This window comes from SAR324 cluster bacterium, from assembly GCA_015232315.1.
Taxonomy (GTDB): Bacteria; SAR324; SAR324; order SAR324; family NAC60-12; genus JADFZZ01.
This window is the reverse complement of the sequence record JADFZZ010000014.1, coordinates 1-23,232: the sequence shown is the minus strand read 5'-3', so window position 1 is coordinate 23,232 and position 23,232 is coordinate 1. Positions and strand designations below refer to the sequence as shown.

At 46.6% G+C, this 23,232-nt stretch carries 18 protein-coding genes; 8 read left to right on the top strand and 10 right to left on the bottom strand.

Annotated features, from left to right (window positions below):
• Positions 1 to 27 precede the first annotated feature (27 nt).
• Positions 28 to 1,203, bottom strand: a complete 1,176-nt coding sequence (locus HQM11_11090; GenBank protein ID MBF0351568.1) for a flagellar brake domain-containing protein — start codon at positions 1,201 to 1,203, stop codon at positions 28 to 30.
• A 244-nt stretch (positions 1,204 to 1,447) separates the two neighbouring features.
• On the opposite strand from HQM11_11090, the gene HQM11_11085 reads away from it, so the two are divergent.
• The 4 genes from HQM11_11085 (at position 1,448) to HQM11_11070 (ending at position 5,266) form a co-directional block, all read left to right on the top strand.
• Positions 1,448 to 2,368: a hypothetical protein gene (locus HQM11_11085; GenBank protein MBF0351567.1), complete on the top strand. Its 921-nt coding sequence runs from the start codon at positions 1,448 to 1,450 to the stop codon at positions 2,366 to 2,368.
• Between the two features lie 11 nt (positions 2,369 to 2,379).
• Complete coding sequence (gene dctP, locus HQM11_11080) at positions 2,380 to 3,402, top strand: TRAP transporter substrate-binding protein DctP (protein MBF0351566.1); 1,023 nt, start codon at positions 2,380 to 2,382, stop codon at positions 3,400 to 3,402.
• Positions 3,403 to 3,467: 65 nt separating this feature from the next.
• Positions 3,468 to 4,007 (top strand): TRAP transporter small permease subunit, encoded by a 540-nt coding sequence (locus HQM11_11075; protein ID MBF0351565.1) that lies wholly within the window; start codon positions 3,468 to 3,470, stop codon positions 4,005 to 4,007.
• On the top strand, positions 4,004 to 5,266 hold the full coding sequence (locus tag HQM11_11070; GenBank protein ID MBF0351564.1) for a TRAP transporter large permease subunit: 1,263 nt from the start codon (positions 4,004 to 4,006) through the stop codon (positions 5,264 to 5,266). The genes HQM11_11075 and HQM11_11070 overlap by 4 nt, the downstream gene beginning before the upstream one ends.
• Positions 5,267 to 5,388: 122 nt before the next feature.
• Here the strand turns inward: HQM11_11070 and HQM11_11065 are convergent, their stop codons facing one another.
• The 3 genes from HQM11_11065 to HQM11_11055 are packed head-to-tail and all read right to left on the bottom strand — an operon-like array spanning position 5,389 to position 8,421.
• Complete coding sequence (locus HQM11_11065) at positions 5,389 to 6,354, bottom strand: hypothetical protein (GenBank protein MBF0351563.1); 966 nt, start codon at positions 6,352 to 6,354, stop codon at positions 5,389 to 5,391.
• 27 nt (positions 6,355 to 6,381) lie between these two features.
• The gene (locus HQM11_11060; protein ID MBF0351562.1) at positions 6,382 to 7,743 is read right to left on the bottom strand and encodes a tetratricopeptide repeat protein; all 1,362 of its coding nucleotides are present in this window, start codon (positions 7,741 to 7,743) and stop codon (positions 6,382 to 6,384) included.
• Between the two features lie 42 nt (positions 7,744 to 7,785).
• Complete coding sequence (locus HQM11_11055; protein ID MBF0351561.1) at positions 7,786 to 8,421, bottom strand: tetratricopeptide repeat protein; 636 nt, start codon at positions 8,419 to 8,421, stop codon at positions 7,786 to 7,788.
• Positions 8,422 to 8,935: 514 nt separating this feature from the next.
• On the opposite strand from HQM11_11055, the gene HQM11_11050 reads away from it, so the two are divergent.
• The 4 genes from HQM11_11050 to HQM11_11035 all read left to right on the top strand — a co-directional run bounded on the left by HQM11_11050 (position 8,936) and on the right by HQM11_11035 (position 13,647).
• Positions 8,936 to 9,115 carry a hypothetical protein gene (locus HQM11_11050; GenBank protein MBF0351560.1) on the top strand — a complete coding sequence of 60 codons (180 nt, stop codon included), beginning with the start codon at positions 8,936 to 8,938 and terminating at the stop codon, positions 9,113 to 9,115.
• 194 nt (positions 9,116 to 9,309) lie between these two features.
• On the top strand, positions 9,310 to 10,191 hold the full coding sequence (locus HQM11_11045) for an EamA family transporter (protein MBF0351559.1): 882 nt from the start codon (positions 9,310 to 9,312) through the stop codon (positions 10,189 to 10,191).
• 5 nt (positions 10,192 to 10,196) lie between these two features.
• Positions 10,197 to 11,342 (top strand): radical SAM family heme chaperone HemW, encoded by a 1,146-nt coding sequence (hemW, locus tag HQM11_11040; protein MBF0351558.1) that lies wholly within the window; start codon positions 10,197 to 10,199, stop codon positions 11,340 to 11,342.
• A 232-nt stretch (positions 11,343 to 11,574) separates the two neighbouring features.
• Positions 11,575 to 13,647 carry an SDR family NAD(P)-dependent oxidoreductase gene (locus tag HQM11_11035; GenBank protein MBF0351557.1) on the top strand — a complete coding sequence of 691 codons (2,073 nt, stop codon included), beginning with the start codon at positions 11,575 to 11,577 and terminating at the stop codon, positions 13,645 to 13,647.
• 88 nt (positions 13,648 to 13,735) lie between these two features.
• Here the strand turns inward: HQM11_11035 and HQM11_11030 are convergent, their stop codons facing one another.
• The 6 genes from HQM11_11030 to HQM11_11005 all read right to left on the bottom strand — a co-directional run bounded on the left by HQM11_11030 (position 13,736) and on the right by HQM11_11005 (position 23,207).
• Positions 13,736 to 14,446, bottom strand: a complete 711-nt coding sequence (locus HQM11_11030; GenBank protein MBF0351556.1) for a DUF1275 domain-containing protein — start codon at positions 14,444 to 14,446, stop codon at positions 13,736 to 13,738.
• A gap of 59 nt (positions 14,447 to 14,505) precedes the next feature.
• Complete coding sequence (locus HQM11_11025; GenBank protein ID MBF0351555.1) at positions 14,506 to 15,156, bottom strand: hypothetical protein; 651 nt, start codon at positions 15,154 to 15,156, stop codon at positions 14,506 to 14,508.
• Between the two features lie 37 nt (positions 15,157 to 15,193).
• Positions 15,194 to 18,922, bottom strand: coding sequence for a S8 family serine peptidase (locus HQM11_11020; protein MBF0351554.1), 3,729 nt, complete (start codon positions 18,920 to 18,922; stop codon positions 15,194 to 15,196).
• Positions 18,923 to 19,071: 149 nt separating this feature from the next.
• A complete protein-coding gene (locus tag HQM11_11015) occupies positions 19,072 to 20,079 on the bottom strand; it encodes a hypothetical protein (GenBank protein ID MBF0351553.1) in 1,008 nt (335 codons plus the stop codon).
• Positions 20,080 to 20,100: 21 nt separating this feature from the next.
• The gene (locus tag HQM11_11010) at positions 20,101 to 22,788 is read right to left on the bottom strand and encodes a DEAD/DEAH box helicase (GenBank protein ID MBF0351552.1); all 2,688 of its coding nucleotides are present in this window, start codon (positions 22,786 to 22,788) and stop codon (positions 20,101 to 20,103) included.
• A gap of 197 nt (positions 22,789 to 22,985) precedes the next feature.
• Positions 22,986 to 23,207, bottom strand: coding sequence for a hypothetical protein (locus HQM11_11005; GenBank protein ID MBF0351551.1), 222 nt, complete (start codon positions 23,205 to 23,207; stop codon positions 22,986 to 22,988).
• Between the last annotated feature and the right edge of the window lie 25 nt (positions 23,208 to 23,232).

Sequence of the window (23,232 nt, the reverse complement as noted above, 5' to 3'; positions counted from 1 at the left end):
TTAAAAAAGTGCCCTTCTGACCGATTTTTAGTTGTCGTCATCAAACACGTGCTCATCATCAAACGGATCCAGTCCCAGGTCTGTTGTAGATGGTTTATATTTCGTATTTTTCTGTTCGTCTTCAGGTGTTTCAATTGCTGAAGCATTCTTATCTTTTTCGTCGTGTTCCGGCAACTTTTCCGCTTTTTGTGAAGGAGTCGAAACTGGCACACTCTTTTTGACCGGGGATTCAGTTTTTTGTGAAGGAGTCTCTGCCTGTCCATGCTCATCAACCGATGATTCAGAAAACAGATCAAACGTAGCGGGAACATTCACGGGTATCAAATCCGGTTCTGAATCCGAATCTGACTCCGGTTCAACATAGTCAGGTGCTTTTATTTGCCTGATCTGAGCGGTATGCCCAAACACAACGACATTGATCTTGCCAGCAATCTGTTTAATGAACGGAGCCGCAAATTCATAGGCAGAGCCATCCTCCCGGTGAATCCTGAACGTTACTTGTTTGAGTTTTTTGAAATTGGCTGGTTGGCCTTTGACAACCGGCGTTTTGACCATGAACCTGGATTCACTGATATCCAGAATTTGTGTGGAAAACTCCAGGGGATGCGGTTTGTAGGGTAAAAGGCATTCGAGGGTTGTTTTGATAGACAACATCTGACTGGCGACAAACGGTACCGTTTTATGGGAAAACTCAAATCCCAGCTTCCTTCTCAATTGAAAAACTTTTTTAAGCGTCGCCTGAGTCAGTTTCCGTTTTTTAAATTTGATCACTACCTTTTCAAAAACAAGGGCCGATTTCACCATTGACAGAATATCTTGGGCATCTGTTGATCCCAATGCTTTTTTGACCATGATACGAATAAAAGCCTGGGTGTTTTCATCAATTTTTTTGGAGTGTAAGACTGTAATCAATTGTCGATTCACTTTATCGTCGGATATTTTCCTCATTCGTTGCCGTTTGCGTCTTCGGGCCAGCAGGCTCAGAAGCACAAACAATAATATCAGTGAAACAACCCCGATTCCCGCAAAAAGTAATAATTCCGGTGTAATAGCGACATCGCCCCCCTGATCAAATTTGAATATGTCTACCGCAATTGGGGGATTGAATGATTTAGAGGTCGATTGCCCGGAACAGCCAAACCAGATCAGACCGTAGCCCAGCCATTTTATTCCAGTTTTGCCCGCATGAATTCGTGGTCGCATTTTTCACCTGTCATGTTTTTTTGTGCGGCTTTTCAGGAGTTTGTTGTGCTTCAAAACACTTCAGGAATTATGCCAAGCCCTCATTTCATGTGGTTTTGTTTGAGAGATGGTTCATTCAACATATCACGCTGACAATCATGGGTTCTCATTTTTTAATGCGGATTCTTTGACATTCCCCCTTCAAAATTGCTACTCATAAAACAATCCCGCTCAATCATTGAATTTCTTTAATCATGAGGTCTTTATGAAACGCGCTCCTCACTTTCATTGGAGTCTGGTATTGTGGTTGCTGATCACCACAACCGGATGCTCCATCACCCGTTTTGCAGTGGATTCCGCGGCTGATGCGGTCGTTCCTGAAGCTGTGACCGCGATCATGCAGGAAAATGATCTGGAATTTATCAAAGACGCGATCCCCGGCAACGTCAAACTGCTGGAAGGCATTCTAAAACTTTCGCCAGATAATAAACAACTCAATGAAGCCCTTTCCCAGAGTTTTTTATTTTATGCTCTGGCTTTTGTGGAAGAAGACTTTCAGCAACTCAAGGATGTGGATCCAGTTCATGCGTCAATTTTATCGGAAAGAGCCAAAAAGTTTTATCTCCGTGGCAGGAAGCATGGATTACAGACTTTGGTGCACCACAAAGCCTACATGGCCAATGTCTTTGGAGATTTCAACGCGTTTGAACAAGCCCTTGTGGAAATGGAACCCGAAGATGTACCGGGACTGGTTTACAGCGGGATGAACTGGTTGCTGGCGATTACTCACAGCATGGATTCCCCCCGTGAAACCATCCACATCGGTCGCATCAAAATGATGATTGAGAAAGCGGTGGAACTGGACCGCAAATTCTTTTTCGGATTACCCCTGATCGCCATGGGAGCCTTTGAATCCTCAATTCCTCCAGCCTTGGGTGGACGTCCGGATGAGGGTAAAAAGTTTTTTGAAGAGGCGCTGGTTTTGAGCGAACGCAAGTTTTTGCTGGCTCAGGTCATGTATGCGGAACGTTATGCGGTACAGATGCTGGATGAAGAACTGTTTGTTTCCCTGCTGAATGAAGTGCTTCAAACCCCGGATGATGTGCTGCCAAACTATGTGCTGCCCAATGTGATTGCCAAAACTCAGGCCAAACGCCTGATTTCTCAAAAAGACAATTTATTTTAAGGAGTTGTGCCATGTCTTTTCGTTTCGTTATTACCGCAATGATTCTCTCCTGCCTGATGTTCCCGTCCTTATCTGAAGCCGGCAAAACCCGCATCAAATACGCATTGCTCGCACCGGAAGGCACCAGTTGGGCCAATTCCACCAAAGTCGCGTTCAATAAAATTGAGGAGCAAACTGGAGGTGCTCTGGATATGAAACTGTATGCCGGAGGAAAACAGGGCGATGAAAATGAGGTATTACAAAAAATTCGCATCAATCATATCCACGGTGCCGCGTTCACCAGTGTCGCACTGACCCAGATTGTGCCTGAATTCCAGATTCTGGGACTTCCGGGATTGATTCAGAATTATGAGGAACTCGATTATGTCACCGAAAAAACTACTAAGTTTTTTGAAGATAAATTTCTGGAAAAAGGATTCGTGTTTCTGGGGTGGGCCGAAGTCGGGCCGATTTATGTGTTCACCAACGTCAATGCTCAATATGTGGAAGAATTCAAGGGGGTCAAGATGTGGGCCATGCCCGGAGAGCCGATCACACCGATGATTCTGGAAAAAAACGGAATGAAACCGATCACTGTACCCATCACGGATGTATTGTTGCAGCTTGAAGCCGGTGCTCTGGATGGTTTTGCCAACACTCCCATGGGGGCCATTGGATTTCAGTGGTTCCGCAAAGCAAAATATGTGGGCGACCAGCCTATTTTGTATTCCACCGGCGGAGTTTTACTGACACGCCAGATTTGGGATTCGTTGACTACTGAACAACAAACCATCGTCAAAAAATCGTTGTGGGAACTTTCTGTTAGCCAGAAATCACAGATGCGCAAAGAAAACGAGGAATCTTTCAAAACGCTTCAGGATTATGGCATCGGGGTGCTCCATTACGCTGCTGATTCCGTCAAGTTGGCAGAGGAGCAAAATCTATGGCTCCGTCAGAAAATTGTGGCTGACGGCCAATTTTTTACCGCGGATTTCCTGAAAGAAATTGAAGGCTACATTCAGGAAGTACGAAGCCGAAAAAAATCTGAAAAATGATATGGTTCTACGCCTCTGCGTCGGCATAATTTACTTTCAACTCTTTCGGATAAGGGGATATAGCGATGAAATGGCATTGGCTTTTTGATCTGGATCGCAGAATTGGCTATATGGAAATTGTTTTGCTTTCCATCATTCTGATAGGAACCATCGTGCTGTATGCGATTCAGACGGTGTTACGCAACGCCTTCTCTACCGGATTTCTCTGGATTGATCCACTGGTGCAATACAGCATGCTCTGGATCACCATGCTTGGCGGTTCGATTGCGACATTGGACCAGCATCACATGAGTGTTGATCTGACCAATAAATTTCTGTCTCCAGCCAACAAACATCGGGTTGCGATTGTCACCAGCCTGTTGTCAGCGTTTGTGGTCTGGTTCATGGCTTCAGCCGGAATGGATTTTGTGAGGATGATGCAAGGCTCCAATGCTGTGGAATCTCATTTTTTACCGATACCCCAATCGATTTCCCGGATGATCATTCCGCTGGGGTTTTACATGATGATGTCGCGTTTTGTGTTGAGAGCTCTCGAACATGCGCTGATTCTGTTGAATATCGATGTGGGACAATCCTCCGCATCCCATCAAAGTCAGGTTCTATGAGTTGGCTGATAGGTCTTGTTACCATTCTTTCCGCAATTTTAGGCACCCCTCTCTTTATTGTTCTGGGTGGACTCGCACTGATTTTATTCCATCAGGTTGACAGTGAACCGGCACTGTTGATCATCAACCTCTCCAAGGTTTCATCACAACAGGCGTTTGTCGCAATCCCCCTGTTCACCTTTGCAGGGTACCTGCTTGCAGAAAGCAAGGCTCCCGAGCGTATCATCCGGGTTTCCCGATCAATCATTGGCTGGTTTCCAGGTGGACTCGGCATTGTGGGACTGCTCACATGCAGTGTGTTTACTGCGTTCACAGGTGCCAGTGGTGTCACTATTATCGCTTTGGGGGGATTGCTGTTTCCGGCTCTGGTGAAAGATGGTTATGGTGAAAAATTCAGTCTTGGCCACATCACTGCTTCCGGAAGTCCGGGCGTGTTGATTTTTCCCAGCATTCCCCTGATTTTGTACAGCATCATTTCAGGAACCTCCTTTGACGACATGAAAGTGGCGACTCTGCTGCCTTATATGCTCATGATCACTCTGCTGTCGCTTTACTGCATCTACACAGCCCACCGCAATGCTATTCCGAGGCAACCTGTTGAACTCTCAGCCATCAGCCCTGCATTGTGGGATGCCAAATGGGAATTGTTGCTGCCAGTCATTGTTTTTGGCGGAATTTATGGCGGATTTCTGACGGCCGCGGAAAGTGCGGTGATGGCGGCCATTTATACCCTGATCATTGAAGTCCTGGTTCATCGGGACATCACGATCAAAGAAGGCATTCCCAGGATTGTTCGGGAATCCATGGTGCTGGTGGGAGGAATCTTTCTGATCATGGGTGCGGCCTCAGCCATGTCCAATTACATGGTGGATGAAGAAATTCCTGATCAATTGTTTGAAATGCTGCAGAACCATATTCAGAACAAATATATCTTTCTTGGAGCGTTGACGCTCTTTTTGCTGGTTGTCGGGGCAATCCTGGATATTTTTTCGGCGATTCTGGTGGTGGTTCCGTTGATTGTTCCGGTTGCCAATTCCTATGGCATTGATCCGGTTCATCTGGGAGTGATTTTTCTGGCCAATCTCGAACTGGGATATTGTACTCCGCCCGTGGGCATGAATCTGTTTATTTCCAGTTTCAGATTCAACAAACCTGTGATGGAATTATACAATGCCGCACTCCCGTTTCTGGTGTTTCAGGTGCTGGCAGTGTTGATTGTCACCTTCATCCCGTGGTTCAGTCTGGTGCTACTTCACTAAGGAACGGCAAAAAGTTGTAAAAGGCGGAGAACGTCGGAACGTAACCCGACGCTACCAGCGATTGCCTTCGCGTCAGAGAGGATCACGCATCAAAGTTTTCTATGTTATTTTTTGATTATTCCTTACTTGCAAGTAGCTGGCAGAGTTGTACTGGAATAGGTGCTCACAGTACCACCGAAATCTTCTGACATTTCCCCTTTGCTGATGTTCACTGTGCTTTGGGTGGTGGATGAATTCCAGGTAATCGAATGATCAGAATAATTACCTGCGGATGCTGAATAAACAGAAAGGGTGTTGCCATCGATGAGACAATAGCCCACAATGCCCGAAGTGCCGATATTATAATAATATTTTTTTGTACCGGAAGTTGTCGTCCATACCTTGACAAACAGATCTGTGCTACAGCCATCGGGAAGTTTGACGGCTTTAGTATAAGGCGTAATTTGCTCGCTGGCGGTTCCTGACGATGTATCAGTGAACGTTTCTACCAAAGCTCCTCCTGAAAGTGAAAATGCGGAATTTTTAGTGGAGGCCCACGCTACAGCATTATTGGATATGCTTCCTTTCGCCTGGGATATGCGAGTTCCTTTACTGTCCAGTTCACAGTAGTAAATTGTGGTTTTATTTGATTTGATTTCGTAAGCCAGCGTCTTACTGTCGGAACTGTAAACCCAATAACCATCCAGGGTGATCTCATTGGCACAGGCCGTGGGTAAATCATCTTTCTCGTAAATGGTCATGCTGGATTCAGCCGTAGAACCCGTCGTATCTTTAAAATTTTCAATCAGGGCGTCGCTAGCGGTATAAAAACTGGAAACCTTTCCTTCACTCCAGATTACATTGCCGTTCGACAGTGTCGCTTCAGCTTCCGCAACTTTGAATCCATTCTCCAGTTTACAGTATGTCACTGTGTTATCCTCACCAATCACATACACCAAGGTATCGTTATCAGATGTGGCAACCCATGTTCCCGCCAAATCTCCCAACAGCCTGTTGATATCATCGGTCTTTTCCTCTTCGGGAATAAAACAACTGACTACACTGAGAGAAATCAGCCCCACAATCATTATTTTCAAAAGAATTTTCATAGTTCTCCCAAACAACAGAAACGAGGATTAAAAAGTATATCCGAACTTGACGGTATAAACACTGGTTGTAACAGTGTCCTCCGTGCCGGGATCTTTGGATAATACAGTATCGGCGCTCAGCATGGTCCAAAGCCGCATAGCCGTAGTGTATTGAAGATAAACGCCATAGCCGCCTGTTTTTTCATCGGCAGAGTTAGACACTGAAAAACCACCTTGTCCCACGCCAAACACCTGGGTTCCACCGGCTACATAAACGCCGGTTGCCCACTGGTTGTAAAAGGCAGAAAGTGATTGCTGGCCGGAAAAATAGGTATCTTCTGCCAGTTCAGGATTATCAGAGGGCAGAATAACATCCAGCACGGTTTCCGCATAAAACAGCCCTTCACCAAAATTGAAACCAACCTGAGGACTAATCTGCATGACCGTCAATGCGGGCTCCTCGGTCAAACCCTGAATTTGTCCGGCAATCGAATACGTTCCATATTTGGCGTAAGAGGATTGATACAGATTGAAACCAGCATTCCAACTGGCAGGCACATAGTAGTTATACCCGACAAAGATCACGGTTCCTGCATTGGTCGCGTCGTTGGTTGATTCAATATAATGGCCTCCCAGACGAAATTTTTGAGACTCAAAACTGTAGTTGGTATAGGCCGCCGTATAATCGTACTGCTTTAGTTCCGGAGGTGTTTTGTTGGTGACCGTTACAGAATCCAGTGCCACTTCCAGCACATGGGCGTTATATCCCACAGACAGCATTCCGCCAACTTGTTGCGCGTCTGTTTTCAAAGAAGAATCTGTATAGGTGATTGACGAAGAATAGACTGATGCGTTGACTACCCAGGGGGATAACGGCGCATAAGCCGAAGCAGGATACTTTGCGGTCTGTGTTAATTGCTGTTCCGCCAGAAATCCGGCATCCAGAGGATAGAAGGCCAGCATTTTGTTGTTCACATTTTCGGCCTCATCATATTTCTGCTGCATCCGCAGAACATAGGCGAGTTTAAGATTAGCCGATGGTTCATTCGGGTGGATGGCAAGCGCCTCCTTCAGAATTTTTTCAGCCGCCGCCCATTTCTGCTGTGCCATCAACGGTAATGTGGCACTGACTTTGGCATCCATAGAAGACGGAACAGCCTTCATCGCCAATTGATAATGAAATGACGAATTCGCATAATCCTGTTTCACATAGTAGAGCCAGCCCAGTCTCAAATTGACTGTGTACCCTTCGGGTTGAACCCTTTTGACGGCAAGCATGTACTGAATGGCTTTATCATAGTCTTGTTGCGTTTCATATTGGTAAGAACTAAGAAAATAATCCTGAATGGTGTAGGCACTTGCCAAAGCCGTATTCAGAATTAAAAATAGACAGAACAGAATTCGTTTCATACATAAACCTGCAGAAAGTGCTGTGTTTGATTTTAAATTTTCTTATTTTTTAGAAGCTTGAATGAGATAGTAATTGGCTGTCGGATTTTGTGGATCAAGGAGACCAATATCCGTAAAAAGAGCCAGTGCCGCTGACATATTTCCGCTGTCAACGTAGTTCATGGCTGATTCCGTCAGCAAAACAACATTGGTTGGATACAACTCCAGCATTTTAAGGATTATTTTTTGGCCCTTCTCAAATTGTTTTTGCATCCGCAATACATAAGCCAGATTCAGGTTCCCGGTAAAATTATAGCGATCCATTTTGACCAAAGTCCTGAGGCGTTCTTCACTTTGTGACCATTTTTGTTGAGCTATCAGTGTAATGGCAGCACCTGACAAGGCATCCAGGGAAGTCGGAAGTGCTTTAATGGCCCGATCATAATGCAAGAGCGAACTGGTATAATCTTTTCCAAGATAATACAACCATCCCAGCCTGTAATTGATCGTGTAGGTGTCAGGATATTCTTTTTGAACCTCAGACAACGCTTTGATCGCATTGCCATAGTCCTGAGCCTGTTCATACTGGTAAGAACGATTGTACATGTCCTGAATGGTGTCAGCCAGAACTGTCTGGCCCATAAACACGCAACACAGAAACAAGCATAATTTCAGTTGTTTCATAATTGAAAAGTTCATGAGATATCCTCTGAAATGTAAAATCATTGATCAGAATGTTAAAATTCAGTTTCAGTGAATCAAAAAAGCACTGTGCTACTCTGAACTCATTTTAGAACAGTCCCGATTCTAACAGACAAGTATTTTTTGATTTTTATAAAATCGGAAGAATGAACTGTTGTGAGAATCAAGGCTGTTCCTCTGGTAGGACGAGTCTACGTGCACGTCAAACGTACGATTTATGGCGTTTGCGGGGCCTGTAATCCCCGCCTACCATCCGGTTTACGATCAACATAAGGAGAAATGAACAGCTCTGTTGGTTTGAGGCGCTGTACCTGAATCACGGATAATTCGGCACGTTAGTTGCTTTCCGAAAACATGAAGAAAAATTACATTTTCTTTAAAATAATTCTTGGCATTTCATTTTTTTTATTTTACGGACAAACTAGTGGTTGAACCTGAAATAATCAGGACAGGTTCTAACCTGACGAGAGCTGGTTCTCGTCTTGATTCACGTTACTATGCTGGAGGGTTTATGAACCGCAAAATGAAGGGACGTCACGTCACTCATAACGAAGTTGTGCAAGCAATGGATAGTTTTCTGGCCAAAGGAGGCAAAATCACGATACTGCCCCAGCAGAAAGTGGTTTCACTGACAGTGATCGGTCAGGGTAAATACGAAGCCTATGAGTACATTCACGAATTATCCATTTGATTAACTTTTCAGGGACGTACATGTTAAAAAATACATTGATCTGTAAAACACGGATTTGAGTTCATCACTCAAATCCTTCCCCCTCTCTTTTCTCACACACCCAATAATCAGCTTGCTCTCAGACCCCGTTTCCATTCACAATCAGTCAATCCTTCATTAGAATTTTATTGCCCACTTTTGCCGCATAGACATTCATGAAACGCGTTTCCCATGAAATTTGGGGCGGATTGTCGGTCTTTGTTTCCGCCTTCTGTTTTTATTTATCCACTGCCAGCATCCGTTGGTCACGGGGGGATGTCGAACTGGATTCTTCATTTTTTGTGTTTTTCCGGTTTTTGCTCGGCTTTTTCATGATTTTGGGCGTGATGCTGATCAAGCGAAAACCATTCCGTCCCAAACGTTACGATCTTCTATTCTGGCGAACAGTCTCCAATGTGGTTGCGGTTTACTGTTTTTTCAAGGCTGTCACCCTGACTACTGTGGCAGAAGCCAACATTCTCAATATGACGTATCCCCTGTTTATCGCGCTCTTTTCCTGGTTATTTCTAAAACAACGCCATGAACCCATGGTCTATGGCATGGTGTTATTGTCATTTGTCGGCATCATCATGATCCTGAATCCTGACCAACTGAACTGGAACCCCAATAATTTATGGGGCCTGGCTTCGGGCGTTATTGCGGCTATTTCCATCATTTTCCTGAATATGGCCCGACAACATGATGACACTGAAACTATTCTGCTGATGATGTTCGGATTGGGATCGCTGATATCCATGCTCTATGCATGGCCCGTCATTCATCAACCCACACTGCTGGAACTCAAATATCTGCTGGCCTGTGGTATTATGGGTGTCGCAGGGCAATATTTTCTCACCTTGGGACTCAAAGTTATTTCTGCGACAGAAAGCGGTATCATCTCCTCCACCAGAATTCTACTGGCCGCATTTCTCGGCCCCTGGATCGCCGCAGACCATCCATTGTCAATCACGGGTTGGGTCGGAGCGTTTCTGATCTTTGCCGCCAATTGCTATTTGACCTGGAAAAAAGTGGATAGTCCTACCCTACGAACCCATTGATCGTCATGCGCGCGCTTTACATCCACATTCCATTTTGCAGAAAACTTTGCCCGTTCTGTACTTTTGCGGTCAGGAAAAACCGCCCCTCTCTGCATGAGGATTATCTGGATGCGCTGATTCAGGAAATGGAACTTCGGGTTCATCAATGGGGACCATGGTCCAAAGCACTACGTTCAATTTATGTCGGCGGAGGCACCCCTTCGAGCCTCAATCTCAAAGAAGCAGAACGTCTGATCAACGCTCTCAAAAAATATTTCTTTTTTTCCGGTGAAATGGAAATTGCCTGGGAATTGAATCCGGAAGATGTCTCACAAGAATACATCAGCGGACTTCAAGGGCTTGGCATCAACCGTGTCAGCCTGGGAGGACAAAGCTTCAACACATCCACACTGCACAAATTGGGACGCTTGCATTCAGCAAAACACTTTCATCAGGCCATTCACAATATTGAACTTGGAGGCATCACCAACTACAATGTGGATCTCATGTTTGGAATTCCCGGACAGTCCTTTGAAATGTTTACTGCGGATCTGCAAACATTGCTTCAATATGAACCGGCTCATATTTCCCTGTATTGCCTGGAAGTGCATGCCAGAACAGCCTTTGGACATCAACCGGAGGTGCTGGCATGGACACAGGAAAACATAGCGCTGTTCGAACACATGTATCTTGCCGCGATTGAAACACTGGCTTCCGCACGTTACCATCATTATGAAGTATCCAATTTTTCCCGTCCCGGAAAACAAAGCAGATCCAATATGCTGGTCTGGAGTGGCGCCGATTATTTGGGAATCGGCTCTGGCGCGCATTCCACCATGGGCCATCAACGGTGGGGCAACACCCGTTCAGCCAGTGATTATATTCGCCGAATTCAACAGGGGGAGGAATTTCTGGAGTTTCATGAAACCTTGCGATTGGTGCAGAAAGCCAATGAATTTCTCATGCTGGCACTCAGACAACCCTCAGGAATCCATGTTGGTAATTGGGAATCCCGCTTTGGCGTGAAATGGTCCTTGTTCCAGCAAAAACTGGCGGAACGTTTTTATGAAGAAGGTCTCGCCTATCGTCCCGATGGGGCAACCTTCGCGCTCACACCCAAAGGCCTGCTGTTGGCAGATGCCATCACAGAACGGTTGATGATCACAGAATAATTTTAAGCTCTTGTCCTCTTCCCCTTGGATGCTTTGACATTCCTGTATGACTTTGCCAGTAGCGAACCTCAGCGATGACATAACGCTTATTGCTTCGCCCTACACTTCATGAATTTTTCGAAAATATTCAAACAGGGTGTAGCCAAACTCCAACATCTTTGTTAAGAGACAGTATAGCCGAAAAATACGGATTAAATTCAATTCAATATTCACTCATTCACAGGAGATAACAATGTATCTGGTTACAGGCGGAAATGGTTTTATTGGCAAACATCTGGTGGATCAACTGCTAAAACGCAAGGGAACCATCTATATTCTGGTTTGGGAACCAGACCGTGATCGTTATGAAGTGGTCATGCAACACCGCTGGGCCGCATTTACCCAGAGGATCAAACCGGTTTTCGGTGATACCACAAAAGTCAACCTCGGGTTGGATGCTGACACCATCACAGAACTGAAAGCCAATGTTCAGCATTTTTATCATATGGCGGCTTTGTCTGATCTCAAGGCCAATGCAAAATCCTGCCAGCAGATCAATGTCAAGGGAACAGAAAACGCGGTTGAATTTGCCAATCAACTGGGTGCGACCTTTCATTATCTCAGTACCATTTATGTTGCCGGAGATTTTGCGGGAACCTTTACAGAAGACATGACACAGGAAGGACAAGACACACCAAGTCCCTATGCCACCACCAAACTTCAGGCTGAAATCATTGTTCGGGAACGGGCCAAGGTGCCATTCCGCATCTACCGACCCGGAATCGTGGTCGGATCATCCACCACGGGAGAAGCAGAAAAAACCGATGGACCTTATTATGTTTTCAAAATCATTCAGGCCTTGGGCAAGGTATTCCCTCAATGGGTACCAATGTTCGGTGTGGAAGGTGGACAATGGCATCTGGTGCCTGTCGATTATGTGGGGCGAACGATCGACTATATTTCGCACAAAAAAGGATTGGACAACCAGACATTTCACCTGGTCGATGAACCGATCAAGGTGATTGATGTGATCAATGAGTTTTGTAAAGTAGCTCATGCGCCGCAATTTTCCGCGCCTGGTTCACGTTTGATTTCAGCCCTGCCCTGGAATCTGGCGAGTAAAATTCCATTCGGTTCACTGGTTCAGCAACAGTTGTTCGAAAAATTGGAACTTCCTGAAAATTTCAAGGAACTGTTTCAATGGAAAACGGACTTTGACCACAAAAATACGGAAAATGCCCTCAAAGGCAGTAAAATTGTCTGCCCACCACTCAAGGATTATTCGCGTGTGCTGTGGTATTTCTGGGAAGCGCACATGTCACCAATCCTCAGCCAGAACCGCAAGAAACCCGGAATGACCCATGCCCTCATCCAAACCCCCGAAGTTATTACCGGCGGACGTTCCATTCCTGAATTTTTCAAAGATCAATGGGAACAGGCCACCAGTCGTGGAATGGAGAATCTCGAGCGTCTGATCAGCGGAAAAATCATCATGATCACCGGTGGCAGTAGCGGGATCGGGTTGGCAATGGCTCACCGCCTGGCCAAGGCGCATGGCACCGTGATTCTGGTGGCACGCACCCTGGATAAGCTTGAAATCGCCAAACAGGAAGTGGAACAGATGGGCGGCACAGCCTATGTCTATTCCTGTGATTTGAGCGATCCGGAGGCCATTGGGGAATTGGTCAATAAAGTTATGAAAGATCATGGCCGTGTAGATATTCTGATCAACAATGCCGGACGCTCCATCCGCCGTCCGATCCATCTATCGTATGACCGTTTTCATGATTATCAACGCACCATGAATCTGAACTATTTTGGCTGTCTCAAACTGATTCTTGGTTTCATGCCGGGAATGCGGGAACGTAAATATGGTCACATTATCAACATTTCCAGCATTGGCTGTCAGACCAATGTGCCGCGATTTTCAGCCTATGTCGCCAGCAAGTCGGCACTGGATGCCTTCAGCCGGTCCATTGCGTCCGAAGTAGTGCATGACAACGTCACGCTGACGACTGTGTATATGCCGCTGGTTCGCACACCGATGATTGGACCAACCAAGATGTATGACCACGTGCCAACACTCACACCGGATCAGGCCGCGAAACTGGCCTTGTATCCACTGGTCACCAAAGACCGCAAGGCCGCAACACCGATGGGGACAGCGGTGGAAATTCTGCATGCGATCTCGCCCAAAACCGCCAATGTGCTGCTCAATCTGGGATTTCGTCTGTTCCCAGACGGCGAACCGGGTGATGGCGAAACACCCAAACTCTCGGCGGAGTCCATCGCGTTTGCCTATCTGTCACGTGGGATTCACTGGTAATATTGAAAAGGTGGATGTCAAGGAGACGTGCTATATGCGCGTCTCTACAGATCTGAGCATAGGAGGCTGGTTAAAAAGCTTTGCAAAGTTATTCTTTTGTCGGATTCAGAAGTTCTGGCAGGCCCAGAAAACGGCGAATCTTGTGGCGTTGGCGATACAGAAAATAGGTGAGACCAACGATTCCGCTAGTGATGGATGACAGCCACAAGGCATCGTTTTGCATGAGCTGAAAACAGGCATCACCCAAAAAACTGCCAGTGATGAATCCAAGAAGAAGGAACCCCAGCAAAACCAGTTTCCATTGTTCCATCTTGCGGTCTCGAAGCCAATGGCCAATGAGCAGTCCCAGATCGGTCACGACCCCGGTCATGTGCGTACTGCGAATCACGGCACCACTGTAACTGGTGGCCATGGCGTTCTGGAGTCCGCAGGCCATAGATGTCAGGTAAACAGCCTGAATCAGTTGATGATTGAGAGAATAGGTGGCCACTCCAAGCAGTAGGGACTGGATCATTAGCACAACACCATAACGTCGCCCTAATTTAAATTGATGGTGGCCAATCACCAGTCCGGAAATCATTGCTCCCAGAAAGAAACACCCCAAAAGCCCCAGGCCTTCGAAAAAATGGTTTTCATTCCAGGGCAGAACAGCCATACCAATTCTGGTAACAGTTCCACTCACATGGCTCACCGCCAGATGAAACATGGACAACAGTGCAATCGCATTGATGTATCCCGCATTCATGCTCAAAAACGCACCAGCAAAGACAACCAGCTTAAAATTTTTTTGACGGTGCATAAATTGGAAAACCCAAATCAGGTGTGAGAAAATAATTTAATCTATGGTGGTGACTCGTTTCAATTTGGAATCTGTAGATGTTCAATGAGTTCAAGGCTGGCTTCTTCAACACGGACATCCTGCCGCAAAACGGATAAGGCATGAAGGATGTCCTGGTCGATAAACTCATAACTGGCGGTCTGGATCGCGTCAAACCGGCGGATGAGTTTGAGTTGATGCTCCTGTGCGAGGGGCTCCACCTGAGTCATTTCTTTCAGTTTGACCAGAACATTGCCGGTTACAATGGCAAACACGCCGGTTCGCTGATTGAGAAGTACCGGATAATTGGTACGTGCGGAAATCCGTTCGACCCGCATGGGTGACGCCTTGGTGATCTGGGAGAAGACCTTGAAATTTCCTTTTTGCTCCACAAATGTTGATTTTTCCAGAAACTTTCTGAATTCCGCCTGTTCAGTGCGGGATTGTGTGGTTGGTTTCAAAAAAAGATTCGGTGGATTATCAGGTGTGGCTCTCAATTCAGGCATCATCCAGTAATTTTCATGCTCCACGGCAACTACGGGTCCCTTCTCCAATGCTTGTATCTTCAGCATCCTCTCAGTGGGTGCCCTGGCAATTTTTTTTTGAGCCAGATCCGGTGTGTTTTCATCACCCCATACAATTCCAGCCAAAGCAATGAACCCGACAAAAACCATTATGATTTGTGATTTCATAAACATCCCCCTCTTGATTGAATCCGACCCCATGAACTCAGGCTCCACAACTACCGTTTCTTCCATGAATATGGATCTGCCAGTTGGTCAATGTTCCCGAGTCAGTCGCAGAACCATCAATGATTTTGACTGTCCAGTTTCCTGAGCTTCCTTCGCCATAAAAAGCGTTGCTCAGGAGTAGCATGTCACTGAGATTCGTGTCATTTGCAAAGCCATTCAGGATATTGAGCAAGATGCTTTTTGTTCCAGAAGGTGACACCAGTTCAATCCCCAAATCCCCTGTGTAGGGGTGAGTGACAGACACTCTGATCTGAACCGCTTCAATCGTCAAATTATCCGTGACATTGATGGTGTGAGAAGCACCCGTGGCACTACCGTCAGGGATTGCCTGCTCAAGGGTTCCACTGCTTCGCCAGTTACAAGCAACCCGTGTTCCCAGGTTTACGGAATAACTGGTTGCCATTGAAATCGCGGCATCCACATTGACTCGTCCAAAGCCATACCAGTTATGAAAGTGGTATCCTGCGGCATTGGTGATCCATGGGAGTTCCGCCTGATAGCTGGTTTCTCCGAGCGTGATCAATTTACCCGCATGGCTTGAATCTACCTTGTCTGAAGTGGACGCAAGGATATGTTTCACATCACGCCATGTCAGGTTGGTGTTTGCCTGCAGAATCAACGCAATAGCTCCCGAAGTGACAGGCGCCGCGGAGGATGTTCCATTGAAAACCGATGTGTAATTGCAGTTGGTGTTGAGTCCATTGGTATTTCCCTCAAACGGATTGGCTGATGCACCCGTCGTGGCATAACCGCTGTCACACCCTGACAAATCGGTGGTCACCATGGCCGCTTTGCAGGCATCTGAAACACATCCTGAAGACGCATAGCCATACTCTCCTCCGGGAGCACTTACCCAGAGGGCAGAACCCGGAGTCGAATAACTGCTTTTTTTGCCATCCGCATTCACAGCGCCCACCACAATCTGCCAAGGCAATGCGTTGTAAGCGTCCATGTTGGCATTTTGGCAGGGCAATCCGGAACTACAGTTCATACTGCCCAACTGATTGAATCCATTGCCCGCGGACTTGACATACAAGGCGCCTTTTCCTCCTCGCAGATTGGTGATTCCATTGATGTACTGGGCTTCAATCGTAGACGACGGCTGGAAATCATAGGCCGTCGAATTGCCATAACTTTGGTTAAAGATGGCCATCGTTGCGGAATTTGGATTGCTGGAGGTACCGCCAAGTGCAGCAACCCAGTTGCTGGTAGATTGTGATTTCAGATAGTTATAGCCTGCCAGATTCACTCTGGGAGCGACCCCCCGACCGCCGAGAGCATTGTCCCGTGCGCCGATCAATCCGGCAACACTGGTACCATGATCCCCTCCATTTGTAGAAGGTGTCGGGTTGGTGTCATTGTCCGTAAAATCCCAGGAACCGCTTGAGATGATATTGGCGGTCAGGTCTTCATGCGCGATTTCAAGTCCGGTATCGACCACCGCCACATTGACGCCTGTGCCTTTATAGCCATTGTTGAGGGCTGATGCCATGTGGATATCCTCACCGCTTGTTCCATTGACACTGGCATAGGCGGACTGTCCGGTATTTTTGATATGCCATTGCTGGGCATAGAGTGCGTCCAGCGGTGTGTTTTCAGAAATAACCAGAGAGATCTGGTCATTGACAGGGGATGAAATATTGCCGGCAGAATCCTTGTACCACACATACACTGTCCGGGTAAATGTGCCTGCGATCACAGGTGAAATCAGGGTAAAACTGACCGATGCCGAATAATCTGTGGAGGAACTGACAGTTTGCCAACCTGAGGCTGAAACTGAAGGCGTTGAACTGCTTTCAGACGCATAATAGGCGGTCACACCGACATTGTCCTTTGCCGCAAGATTCAGTGTCACCGCCGTAGATGTCGTGGACGCGTCATTGCTGTTGATTGTGAGGGAATGATTGTCGGGTGCGGTGGTGTCACTGACAACCAGTGTGATGGAGTCGCTGGCTCTGGCTGAAACGTTTCCGGCTGAGTCACGGTACCAGGCATAAACCGTTTTGGTATAATTTCCCACAACCGTGGTTGTTGACAGCGAAAAGGCCGCTGTCGAAGAAAAAGTGGCCGGAGAGCCTGACGCTGTCAACCATCCTCCGGAATTGACAGATGGAGTGACGGATGATTCGGAAACATAATACTGGGTGACACCCACATTATCCACAGCAGACAGGGACAAAGTGACTGAGGAACTTGTGGTGCTGGAAACATTGTTGTTGATACTCAGGGATGGACTTGTCGGTGACGTTGTATCCGCTGTTTCCAACAAGATGGAATCGCTGGCAGGAGCCGATACATTTCCGGCCGCGTCCTTGTACCACACATAAACACTGCGGGTCTGTATTCCGGGATTGTTTGCGGGATTCAATGAAAATCCCGCATTGAGCTGGAGATTTGTATCAGGTCCAAAAGCCGTCCAGCCTGATCCGGTAGCAGAGGGGGTAGATGCTGATTCACTGGCATAGTACCCGGTGATTCCTACATTGTCTGAAGCGACCAGCGTCAAGCTGACATTGGGCGTGCTGGCAACCGCGTAATTATTGTTGATCATGAAAGAACTGCTGACAGGCGCGGTTGTGTCGCTCACCACCAGTGTGATGTTGCTACTGATTGTCAGGGAAACATTGCCCGCTGCGTCTTTATACCAGACATACACTGTTTTGGTATAGCTACCGGGGGTTGTTGAAGTTGACAGCGAAAATTTGACCCGTGCGGTGTTGCTGATGAAAGAAGAAAGCTGAATCCAGCCTTGCGCGTTGGCGGTCGGGGTTGTGCCTGATTCTGACGCATAATAGGCCACAACCCCCACATTGTCCGTCGCGCTCAATTTTAATTCTACATCGGTACTGTTTGTGCTTGAGGCTCCATTGTTAATGGCAACAGCCGCATTTGACGGAGGCGTGGATTCATTAACAATCAACGAAATCGAATCTTTGGCATGGCTTGATATATTTCCGGCAGCATCCTTGAACCAGGCATAAACCGTTTTGTTATACTTTCCCTGAGAATTCACTGAGGACAAAGTGAAGTTTATGGTGGCGGCCCATGTTTTTCCACCGGGAATCACACTCCATTCTTTGGCAGTGCTTGCTGGCGATGTCGAAGATTCAGACACATAATATCCCACAAGTTCTTCATCATCTTCCGCAGACAATGAGACACTCACCAGTGTGGATGTGGTTTCCTCATCATTGCTGTTAATCAGTAGTGCGGGTTTTGATGGAGGTGTGATGTCATTGACATCCAGAACAATGCTATCACTGACAGTCTGTGATATATTTTTTTCCGCGTCTTGAAACCAGGCATAAACGGTGCGAGAGTGCTGGCCTTTGGTTGCGGCTGAAGACAAGGTAAATTCAACAGCAATATCAGGTTCCCGGGAAGCTGGATCCACCTTTTCCCATGTAGCGGAACTGTTTGACACCATATCTTCTGATTCAGAAACCAGATAAGCGATAATTTTATCAGTGTCTTTAGCTTTTAACTGGAGGGTGACCACTGTTTTACGGGTCGTTTCTTCATTCTGGTTGATCAGTATGATGGCATCAAATGGACTGTTGGCATTGACCTGAGAAGTATCGGCGTTGACAGAATCTTCATTTGCTTCATCACCGGGCGGAACCTGTTCAAACTCTGACGTTGGTTCATCGCATCCCTGAAACATGAAGCTTACTGTAATCATCAACAAGACAATCCATTTATTCATAGTGCCTGCCAGTAGAGATAATGGAAGAATTTCTGTGATTCAATCAAAAATATATCATAGGCGTGGTCGACAACACAATAGCGACTCTGTGATTATAAACTTAAAGAGTAAAATGGGGCATCTTGTCGGTGGACGGCAGACAAGTATTTTTACATTTTGAGTTGTTGGTGTGCATTGTTTTTAGTCCAGTTCCAAACTCCTTTGAGTGCTGAACGGTGTGCGATTTGTAAATTGAGGACACCAGGTTTGCTTTCCCAGTTTTTAATGGTTTGCGGCGAGACATGGAGGAGTTTCGCAAACTCGGATGGAGTCATATCAAATTTACTTCGCAGGTTTTGAATGGTGGCCGCCGTGATATCAGCAGGAAGCGTTGAGGCTGGTTGCTGTTTGGCTGGTTTGGTGGGTGTTTTAGTAATCCTTGCAGGCTTTTTTTCTGTTTTTTGCGGTGAGGGGGTGTCTTCGAGATCCACATCGAAGAGTGCGGATAGATCTCCGGTAACCTGGCGTTTTCGTGACGGTTCAGTGGACACACCAAGATCCGTAGCAATCAGTTCTTCATGATCCACTTCCCGAAGGACAAAGAGTAGTTCCGGTGACTGATCAAGCCTGGCACCCACGCCATATAAAACCGCGGCGACATGTTTACACATCGTGGCCCAATCGGGGCAATCACATTTCAATTCAATTTCCGAGGGTAGCGGAAATAATCCCTTCTCACTGTCGGTCACCACTTTCATGATATTGGAGGATAACTTGCCTTGTAGCAATTCCAGCATGGAACCAATGGAACCCGCGCATTTATTTTTGATGTCAGTCCATTTATTTTGAGGCAGAGGTTTGATCTTGATGGTGACGTTGTACAATGAGGAGCCGCTGACTTTTGCGTTAATCGTGGATTTTTGAATGGAGAGATGACAAACGGAACCATTCCTTACATAACTTCGACCTCGGGGCAGACGATTGGCAAAATCACTGAATTTTTCCAGATGGGTACACCATGCGTTTCCCCAAAAGGTAGTCGTAATCTTTCGTCCGTTGATGGTGACAGGCTCAATTTTTTCACCTTTTTTTTCCAGTTGTTTCATTTTCTTCGCGGCAGACGCACGGCGTTCCGCAACAGGGACATAACGCCCCCAACTTCCATAATAATTCCCCATAATAATCTCCCGAGTGTCACACTACAGCATGGCCTTATCCAGATCGAGTGTGACCATGTTAATCAATTCCTGATCGCTCATTTCTGTCAATAGCCGTTCAGCGCCATCACCACCGAGCAAATTATCTGCCAAAGCGGATTTTTCCGTAATGATGGCATCAATTTTTTCTTCGATGGTGCCCGGACAAATGAATTTATGAACCAGTACATTCTTTTTTTGGCCAATCCGAAAGGCTCGATCGGTGGCTTGATTTTCTACAGCGGGATTCCACCAGCGATCAAAATGGATAACATGCGAGGCGGCTGTCAAATTCAATCCAGTCCCTCCGGCTTTGATGGACAACACAAAAAAAGGCGGTCCTTCTTCTTGCTGAAATGATTCCACCATCGCTTGCCTTTTCTGAGCCGGGGTTCCTCCATGCAAAACTATTCCCGGTTGACCAAAGCAATGGCTTAAAAACGACTCCAGTGGATCACAGATTTCGCGAAACTGCGTAAACACCAACAGCTTTTCCTGACGCAAACTGATCTCCTCGGAAATTTCGGCTAACCTTGAAAATTTTCCACTTTTCAGAGGGTCATACACGCCATCGCCTAACAGTTGAGAGGGATGATTACAGATTTGTTTGAAGCGTAAAAGAAAGGCCAGGATTATCCCCCGTCGTTGTATGCCATCCTGCTGTTGCAGTGCCTGTGCGAGTTCGTGTACGGTTTGCTGATAAATACGGGCTTGTTCTTTGGTCAGAGAACAATAGGCATTCACTTCTGTTTTATCAGGTAAATCAGAAATAATACTTTTATCGGTTTTGAGTCGCCTGAGAATATAGGGTTGCACCAGATTTCTCAACGGGGCATAGGAGGCGTTGTCCTGTGCGTCCAGCAGGTTGACATAGTCTTTAAAACGGGTTGCGGAACCTAACAATCCCGGACAGATGAAGTCATAGAGTGACCACAAATCCGAGAGGCGATTTTCAATAGGAGTTCCGGTTAAAATAATTTTGGACTCGGCTTTCAGTTTCTTGGCTTTTTTAGTTTGTTTCGTTCCCGGATTTTTGATCGCCTGTGCTTCATCCAGCACCACCAATCGCCATGAAATGGATTCAAGCCATTCCTGACGTAACAGCATGCCATAGGTGGTCAACACCACATCACAGTCTGAAACTTTTTTTGAGTGGGCAAGGTCATCCATCTCTGCTTTACTCACACGTGAGGGATGGAAAAACAGACATTTGAGAGACGGGGCAAAACGTTCCAGTTCTGTTTTCCAGTTGCCCAGGAGCGAGGTGGGCAGAACAAGCAGGGACGGTTTCGATTTTTTTTGTTGTTTTAAAATCAGGAACAGCGAAATCACCTGAATGGTTTTGCCCAATCCCATATCGTCGGCCAGACATGCGCCTAAACCTAGCTGGTTCAGGTACCACAACCACTTCACGCCGACCTCTTGATACGGACGCAATGTGGCCTTCAATTGCTTTTGAGGTAATACGGAATCCAGCGTTTCAGGTTGCCGCATTTTGGCGAGCATTTGCTGTAATTGTTCGTCTGCTTGAACAAACGCCCATGCGGCGGTTCTGGGGCGACGAGAGTTGTCAGACAAATCAACAGGAGCGCCAGCCAACAGACGCATGCCTTCAATGAAGGATAACCCTTCATTTTCTGCCTGGGCTTCTATGCTTTCCCATTGTGACAGTGCCTCTTGAAGTTGTTCTTTGTCAACTTCGACCCATTGCCCCCGAATCAATACCAAGCCTTCCTGTGACTCAAGAATTTCTTTCCATTCCTCCCTGGTCAGCGTTTCTCCGCCCAGTGTCACTTCAACCCGAAAATTCAGCAGGGATGCGGCATTGAGGGCGGCTCCCGGTGATTTTGTACCAATGGTCCCTGAGACTTGAGGGCGTGGACGTTTTTTCCACCAATTCGGCAATTTATTGATGATCCCACTTGTTTCAAAGACAGGTAATTCCTTGAGAAAACGATACGCCTCATGAGGTCTCCAGGCGAGAGGATGATAGATATCGCCTGATTCCACCAGTTCTCTGGCCAAAGAACTGGATTCAGAGGCTAACTGTATGGGCGATAAAAGATTGATGAGATGTCTTTTGTTTTTGGCACCAGCATACTCTTCCAGAGCTCGTTTCAGGGGCAAGTGTCGAACAGTCCCATGTTCTGAGAGTTCTGGCGAATAGGTTGCCATAAACGCAAAGGGATAATCGGGATCATTTTTATTTTCCGCTAAATGAAAGCAAACACGCCCTACCTGGTGCCAATGGGGGGCACGTTTATCCAGAAATCTGGCTAATGTCCCAAAATTGGTTTCTATTTCACTCGAAATCCATTGATCCAGTTGATCCCATATATTTTTGAGGACTTCGATAGAAATATACTCCGCTCCTTTCATGGGTGGGAGATTGTAGATAAACGGTTGAAGTTCTCCGTCCTTAGGTGGGTCGAGGGAACGTTGTTGTTCTTCGAGGGGGCGATGACAACGCCGTGTCATATATTCTGATGAAAACTTGCGCCAGAAGCGGAACGTTGGCGGAAGACCGACCTCCTTTTTCAAGGCCGCCAATGTGAAAAGGCCTTCACTGGTTTTGTTTTCCGCAAACAACCGGGCCACCGTTTCCAGGTCACCCGGTTCTGTCTGAGTCTCGAGATTTTCAATGAAACAATGGAGGGTGCCAGAGGGTAATAAACCAAGTTGATGAGCCATTTTGTGCCGTAATGCTGGAATGTTCCGATCTTTTCATGGAGTTACACAAGCAGGGTGTTGTGTAGCATCAAATCATTAAATTCTGATTGAGCAAAGAATGATTTACTGCGGCAACTATTCAGAGTCTAGCATTTTCTCAGAACCAGTTTTCCCATGAAGCCTCTTCAAGGCAAACTCCTTGGAAAACGCGTGTCCTTTCACGAGGCGTTGGACACGGCACCCCGATACACGAGTTCCCAACCGTGATAGACCAGCACCAGTCCGATGAAACGGATGTGAGGCGGGTAGTGTTTGAGCCGGTCGTCGGCCAGATAGCGGCGCAACTGGGTCTGCGCCGCCTCGATCGTCTGTTTCAGTTTGGCCTCGGTGAGTTCGTCCCGTTTGAAATATTTGAGTTCGATGAGATAGCCGTAACCCATATCGGGGTATTTCATCACAAACGGT

Bases quoted from the DNA above. Each gene is read 5' to 3' on its own strand.
- HQM11_11090 (MBF0351568.1), bottom strand. From the start codon at position 1,203: ATGCGACCACGAATTCATGCGGGCAAAACTGGAATAAAATGGCTGGGC.
- HQM11_11085 (MBF0351567.1), top strand. From the start codon at position 1,448: ATGAAACGCGCTCCTCACTTTCATTGGAGTCTGGTATTGTGGTTGCTG.
- dctP (MBF0351566.1), top strand. From the start codon at position 2,380: ATGTCTTTTCGTTTCGTTATTACCGCAATGATTCTCTCCTGCCTGATG.
- HQM11_11075 (MBF0351565.1), top strand. From the start codon at position 3,468: ATGAAATGGCATTGGCTTTTTGATCTGGATCGCAGAATTGGCTATATG.
- HQM11_11070 (MBF0351564.1), top strand. From the start codon at position 4,004: ATGAGTTGGCTGATAGGTCTTGTTACCATTCTTTCCGCAATTTTAGGC.
- HQM11_11065 (MBF0351563.1), bottom strand. From the start codon at position 6,354: ATGAAAATTCTTTTGAAAATAATGATTGTGGGGCTGATTTCTCTCAGT.
- HQM11_11060 (MBF0351562.1), bottom strand. From the start codon at position 7,743: ATGAAACGAATTCTGTTCTGTCTATTTTTAATTCTGAATACGGCTTTG.
- HQM11_11055 (MBF0351561.1), bottom strand. From the start codon at position 8,421: ATGAACTTTTCAATTATGAAACAACTGAAATTATGCTTGTTTCTGTGT.
- HQM11_11050 (MBF0351560.1), top strand. From the start codon at position 8,936: ATGAACCGCAAAATGAAGGGACGTCACGTCACTCATAACGAAGTTGTG.
- HQM11_11045 (MBF0351559.1), top strand. From the start codon at position 9,310: ATGAAACGCGTTTCCCATGAAATTTGGGGCGGATTGTCGGTCTTTGTT.
- hemW (MBF0351558.1), top strand. From the start codon at position 10,197: ATGCGCGCGCTTTACATCCACATTCCATTTTGCAGAAAACTTTGCCCG.
- HQM11_11035 (MBF0351557.1), top strand. From the start codon at position 11,575: ATGTATCTGGTTACAGGCGGAAATGGTTTTATTGGCAAACATCTGGTG.
- HQM11_11030 (MBF0351556.1), bottom strand. From the start codon at position 14,446: ATGCACCGTCAAAAAAATTTTAAGCTGGTTGTCTTTGCTGGTGCGTTT.
- HQM11_11025 (MBF0351555.1), bottom strand. From the start codon at position 15,156: ATGAAATCACAAATCATAATGGTTTTTGTCGGGTTCATTGCTTTGGCT.
- HQM11_11020 (MBF0351554.1), bottom strand. From the start codon at position 18,922: ATGAATAAATGGATTGTCTTGTTGATGATTACAGTAAGCTTCATGTTT.
- HQM11_11015 (MBF0351553.1), bottom strand. From the start codon at position 20,079: ATGGGGAATTATTATGGAAGTTGGGGGCGTTATGTCCCTGTTGCGGAA.
- HQM11_11010 (MBF0351552.1), bottom strand. From the start codon at position 22,788: ATGGCTCATCAACTTGGTTTATTACCCTCTGGCACCCTCCATTGTTTC.
- HQM11_11005 (MBF0351551.1), bottom strand. From the start codon at position 23,207: ATGGGTTACGGCTATCTCATCGAACTCAAATATTTCAAACGGGACGAA.